This is a genomic window from Blautia sp. An249 (assembly GCF_002159835.1).
GTDB classification, from domain to species: Bacteria; Bacillota; Clostridia; order Lachnospirales; family Lachnospiraceae; genus Blautia_A; species Blautia_A avistercoris.
This window is the reverse complement of sequence record NZ_NFJL01000045.1, coordinates 1-4763: the sequence shown is the minus strand read 5'-3', so window position 1 is coordinate 4763 and position 4763 is coordinate 1. Positions and strand designations below refer to the sequence as shown.

The window sequence follows — 4763 nt, the reverse complement described above, 5'->3', positions numbered from 1 at the left end:
ACAAGCAACCGGCTCCGGCCCGCAGGGGAGGAACGGGGCCGGTGTTCGGGAGTGTGGCTACACTCCCTATGCTTGCTACGTTTCCTATCCTCCGCTATAAGTACACTTTGAACGCCTCAAACTACCCGCAAAATCAGGACTTTTCAAGAAAAAAGCGCAAAAAAATAAGAGGCCCTTTCGCGGCCCCCGCAAAGATAAGAAAACAGAGGATGAATTTACACATCCTCCGTTTCTTCGTTCTTCTCCGGCTGTTCGGTTTGTATGGCCCCGTCAATCGCGCCCTCGATGATTGACAGATATTGTTCGGGGCATAGTTTCAGCTTGTGGCTGACCCTTTGGCGCTGTTCGCTTTCCTCCCGCATGATCTCCGGGTTAAAATACCGCTCCACGGGAAGCCCGCAGGCTTTAATAAGCTGGATGATAACCGGCAGGCTGGGGATAGTCCCCTCGTTCTCAATATTGGCAAGATAGCGGTTATCTATGTTGACGATCTCCGCCAGGGCACGGCGGGACAAGCGCCTTGCTTTCCGGGCCGCTTTCACGTCTGCGCCGAAACTTTCAAAACCGGGGCAATCTTTGATATTTGCCATATAGCACCACCCATCTACATTGTATATTTCATATTTTCTTAATGGAATGTTGCTATATGCAGATAGATTAAACTTTATAATTCATATATCGAAACATAGACAGAGGAAATCATTGTCCCCCCTTGAAATATTGACAAGATATGCCTCTCGTGTTATACTGTTATACACAACAGCATAACAGTTAAAACACATGGAGGATGCAGCAATGAAACTGATTATTTCAAATGTATCTGGCGTCCCCATATACGAGCAGATTAAGCAGCAGATCAAGGCGGCTATTTTATCTGGCGAGCTTCAAGCCGAAGAAACTTTGCCCTCCCTTAGAACACTTGCCAAAGACTTAAAGATCAGCGTCTTAACAGTGACAAAGGCATACACAGAATTAGAGCAAGAGGGCTTTGTTAAAAATGTGCAGGGGCGCGGATGTTTCGTAATGGGATCTGGTTCAGAACTGATTAAGGAGCAGCTTATTTGCAAAGTAGAAAACAATCTTACCGAAGCAATAAAAGCCGCAAGAATGGCAAATCTATCCACAGAGGAATTACATCACCTTTTGGACATTTTAACGGAGGTAAAAACAGATGACTAATTATTTAGAGGTAACGAATCTTTCAAAATCTTTTGATTCTTTTCAGCTTCACAATATCAGCTTTACTTTGCCAAAGGGATATATTATGGGCTTGATCGGTCCGAATGGTTCTGGCAAAACAACGACAATCAAACTGATTTTGAATATGCTCAAGCGCACCGGCGGCACAGTCAAAGTGATGGGGCTGGATAATATCGCAGAAGAACAAAAAGTAAAATCAGAGCTGGGCGTTGTTTTCGATACCAATTATTTCAGTGATGATTGGAAAGTGTTGCAGGTTGAAAAATCCATTTCGGTATTTTATCCAAATTGGGACAGCCAGAAATTTGCGGATATGTTACGGAAATTTCACATTGCACCCACCAAAAAGGTAAAAGAACTTTCCAAAGGTATGCAGATGAAGTTAATGCTTGCCTGTGCGTTTTCATACGACGCCAAGCTGCTGATCCTCGACGAGCCGACCAGTGGACTTGATCCGGTTTCCAGAGATGAACTTTTGAAAATTCTTTCAGAGTATATTGAAGATGGCGAGCATAGTGTTTTGTTCTCCACCCATATCACAGGCGATTTGGAGCGTGCAGCCGATTATATTACCTACATCAGTTATGGCGAGTTGTTCTTTACTGGCAGCAAAGATGATTTTGTAGATATGTTCCGCATTGTAAAAGGTGGAATTGAGGAACTGTCCGATGATCTAAAAAATAAGGCGGCTGGTATTCGTACATTCCCTACGGGATTTGAGGCTCTGATGAAAACCGAAGATATTAACGGTTTTTCAAACCTGACTGTTGAGCCTGCCACCATTGATGAAATTGTAGTGTTTACAAGCAAGAAAGGTGACGATTATGAGTAATATTTTGAAATCCACAAAATTAGATATTGCATTGGTAAAACCATATTTTAAGACAATTTGTTTTACCCTGCTTCTGCCGATTGTGTTTGCCGCAATCAATCGTTCCTTATTGACAGGGGTATCATTTGCTATGTGCTTTATTGCCATGACGACGGGATATACCTTTTCCATCACAGAAAAAAACAGTATGGATCGTCTGTTTGGTATTTTACCTGTTCGTAAAAGCGAGCTTGTGATCGGACGATATGTTTTCGTCCTTACAATGGGACTTCTTTCCCTGATTATTTCTTTGATTGCACAGCCGCTTGTCTTGAAAGTGCTGGGTGAAACAGTTGGCGTATTTGACATTGTGACTGCCGCTATTACAGGAGTATTCTTATTTGCGCTCTATACCGTGTTCCAGATTCCGGGATATTACAAGTACGGCTCAATCAAAGGACGGGTATTTATGTATATTCCAGTGGCCGGTTTTTTGGTGACTTTACTTCTTCTCTCTAAAATGCCAGCTATCGGGAGCTCAATTATTTCAGTCATTGAATCTTCTCCGATACTTCTTGTTTTGCTTGCGTTTTTTGCTATTGTCGTGATGTATGCGGTTTCAATCTTCTTGTCCATTCGGGTTATGAAGAATAAGGAAATGTGAGGTGATTGTATGGATTTTACAATTTTGGCAGTTGTGCTTTTGATTGGTGTTGGCGTTCCTATCCGTAATAAACTCATACGGAAATATCGGGATAAAAAGAAACAAGAAGATAATAAGGATAAGCTGAAATAATATATAAACAGCACTGGGGGGATATGAAAATATCTTCTTTGGTGCTGCTTTTTTAATAGAGCTATATTTTGCTGATAGATTTTTTGAAAAAATCCGTCCGCTGTAACATTTCGCGGACATTTGCCTGTTATACTATCTGCAAAAAGCAAAGGAAGTGAGAATATGAAGCAGATTTTAATTGTCGAGGACGACAGTTTTTTGAATAAGATGTTGGCCTATAACCTGACCGCAGACGGCTACGGCGTGACTTCTGTCCTAAACGCCAGAACCGCAGCCGACGCCATCCGAAAGCGAGAATTTGATTTGGTGCTGCTGGACATCAACCTGCCGGACGGGAACGGTTTTGAGCTGTGCAAGCTGATAAAGCCCCAGCACCCAGACACCATTGTAATCTTCCTGACCGCTAACGATCAGGAGAGCGACCAGATACGAGGCTATGAGGTGGGCGCGGTGGACTACATCACAAAGCCCTTTGTGATCGGGACCTTGCAGCGGAAAATCAAAGCTATGTTCGCCATGCTGGAACACCACAAACCGGCCAAGGACATTTACGACGACGGGCGGCTGTTTCTGGACTTCTCGGAGCAGACGGCTTCCTTAAACGGCAAGCCTCTGTTCCTATCCCCGATGGAGTACAAAATGCTGAACCTGTTCCGTAAAAATCCCCGGCAAGTGCTGACCCGTGGGCAGCTTTTGGAAAAGCTGTGGGATATAGACGAAAGGTTTGTGGACGAACACACCCTGACAACCTCCATCAGCCGGATTCGCAGCAAGATCGAATCCGACGGCGGCGCACCCTACATTAAGACCGTTTACGGCATGGGCTATCAATGGACGGGAGGCGAGGCAAAATGAAGTTTCAAAACCTCTCGGTAAAGCGGCTGTTTGGCCGGGTGGTAATAGGGCTTGTCCTCTCCATGTCCGGGATCACCATAGCCCTGTTTCTTGTGACAAAACAGACGGCGGTGCTGTTGACGGGCGGGGCGCTGCTGCTGTGCGCCCTTGTGGGAATTTTTGTACTGACGCAGGCGTTTGGAAAGCGGCTGTCGCAGTTTACCGCTGATCTGTGCCAGACCTTAGACCACATGATTGTCGGAAATGAAGCACCCCAGCGCCCGGAGGACAGCGAAACCCAGCTTGCCAGAATCGGACACCGGCTGATAAGGCTTTACCAGATCATGCAGGAGAACCGCCGCCGGGTGGACGAGGAACGGCAGGAGTTACAAACCCTTGTATCAGATATTTCTCATCAGGTGAAAACGCCGGTAAGTAACCTGAAAATGGCAACGGACACCCTGCTGGAAAAGCCCATGACCGAGGCGGAGCGCACCGATTTTATCCGTGGAATCCGTAGCCAGACGGATAAACTGGACTTTCTCTTTCAAGCCCTTGTGAAAACCTCCCGTCTGGAAACGGGCGTCATTCAGTTGGATAAGAAGCCGGGCCGCCTTTTTGATACTGTGGCCCAGGCTATGAGCGGGATTGTGTATGTGGCGGAGAAAAAACAAATCGCTGTGTCTGTGGACTGCCCGGAAGATCTCACCCTCTCCCATGACAGCAAGTGGACATCCGAAGCCCTCTTTAATCTGCTGGACAATGCGGTAAAGTACACCCCGGCAAGCGGGAAAATCACGGTGTCGGTGGTGCTGTGGGAAATGTATGTAGAAATCAAAGTAGCCGACACTGGCAAGGGCATTTCCGAAAGCAATCAGGCCGCCATCTTCCGGCGATTCTATCGTGAGGAAGAAGTACACGAACAGCAGGGCGTGGGTATTGGTCTGTATCTGGCCCGCGAGATTGTAACGCGGCAGGGCGGCTATATCAAAGTGGTTTCGGAGCCGGGCAAGGGTTCGGAATTTTCCATTATGCTGCCTACAAAAATCGAGTAGGAGGGAGTGATTAGCTCCCGTCCTCTCACACCACCGTGCGTACCGTTCGGTACACGGCGGTTTCAAT

The 4763-nt window shown here is 46.3% G+C and carries 7 protein-coding genes; 6 read left to right on the top strand and 1 reads right to left on the bottom strand.

From position 1 onward, the window contains the following. Positions 1-215: 215 nt before the first annotated feature. Complete coding sequence (locus tag B5F53_RS19240) at positions 216-590, bottom strand: helix-turn-helix domain-containing protein (protein WP_087227080.1); 375 nt, start codon at positions 588-590, stop codon at positions 216-218. A 205-nt stretch (positions 591-795) separates the two neighbouring features. On the opposite strand from B5F53_RS19240, the gene B5F53_RS19235 reads away from it, so the two are divergent. The 6 genes from B5F53_RS19235 to B5F53_RS19215 all read left to right on the top strand — a co-directional run bounded on the left by B5F53_RS19235 (position 796) and on the right by B5F53_RS19215 (position 4696). Beyond that, positions 796-1179 carry a GntR family transcriptional regulator gene (locus B5F53_RS19235; protein ID WP_087227078.1) on the top strand — a complete coding sequence of 128 codons (384 nt, stop codon included), beginning with the start codon at positions 796-798 and terminating at the stop codon, positions 1177-1179. Continuing rightward, complete coding sequence (locus B5F53_RS19230; RefSeq protein ID WP_087227076.1) at positions 1172-2032, top strand: ABC transporter ATP-binding protein; 861 nt, start codon at positions 1172-1174, stop codon at positions 2030-2032. The genes B5F53_RS19235 and B5F53_RS19230 overlap by 8 nt, the downstream gene beginning before the upstream one ends. Beyond that, the gene (locus tag B5F53_RS19225) at positions 2025-2675 is read left to right on the top strand and encodes an ABC-2 transporter permease (RefSeq protein ID WP_087227074.1); all 651 of its coding nucleotides are present in this window, start codon (positions 2025-2027) and stop codon (positions 2673-2675) included. The genes B5F53_RS19230 and B5F53_RS19225 overlap by 8 nt, the downstream gene beginning before the upstream one ends. Positions 2676-2684: 9 nt before the next feature. Then, positions 2685-2807, top strand: a complete 123-nt coding sequence (locus B5F53_RS20600; RefSeq protein ID WP_262348839.1) for a hypothetical protein — start codon at positions 2685-2687, stop codon at positions 2805-2807. Between the two features lie 162 nt (positions 2808-2969). Further along, entirely contained in the window at positions 2970-3662 is a 693-nt protein-coding gene (locus B5F53_RS19220; RefSeq protein ID WP_087227072.1) for a response regulator transcription factor, read from the top strand. Further along, complete coding sequence (locus tag B5F53_RS19215; protein ID WP_087227070.1) at positions 3659-4696, top strand: sensor histidine kinase; 1038 nt, start codon at positions 3659-3661, stop codon at positions 4694-4696. The genes B5F53_RS19220 and B5F53_RS19215 overlap by 4 nt, the downstream gene beginning before the upstream one ends. The last annotated feature ends 67 nt before the right edge of the window (positions 4697-4763 follow it).

Coding starts and splice junctions, on each gene's coding strand:
- B5F53_RS19240 (WP_087227080.1), bottom strand. CDS start 590: ATGGCAAATATCAAAGATTGCCCCGGTTTTGAAAGTTTCGGCGCAGAC.
- B5F53_RS19235 (WP_087227078.1), top strand. CDS start 796: ATGAAACTGATTATTTCAAATGTATCTGGCGTCCCCATATACGAGCAG.
- B5F53_RS19230 (WP_087227076.1), top strand. CDS start 1,172: ATGACTAATTATTTAGAGGTAACGAATCTTTCAAAATCTTTTGATTCT.
- B5F53_RS19225 (WP_087227074.1), top strand. CDS start 2,025: ATGAGTAATATTTTGAAATCCACAAAATTAGATATTGCATTGGTAAAA.
- B5F53_RS20600 (WP_262348839.1), top strand. CDS start 2,685: ATGGATTTTACAATTTTGGCAGTTGTGCTTTTGATTGGTGTTGGCGTT.
- B5F53_RS19220 (WP_087227072.1), top strand. CDS start 2,970: ATGAAGCAGATTTTAATTGTCGAGGACGACAGTTTTTTGAATAAGATG.
- B5F53_RS19215 (WP_087227070.1), top strand. CDS start 3,659: ATGAAGTTTCAAAACCTCTCGGTAAAGCGGCTGTTTGGCCGGGTGGTA.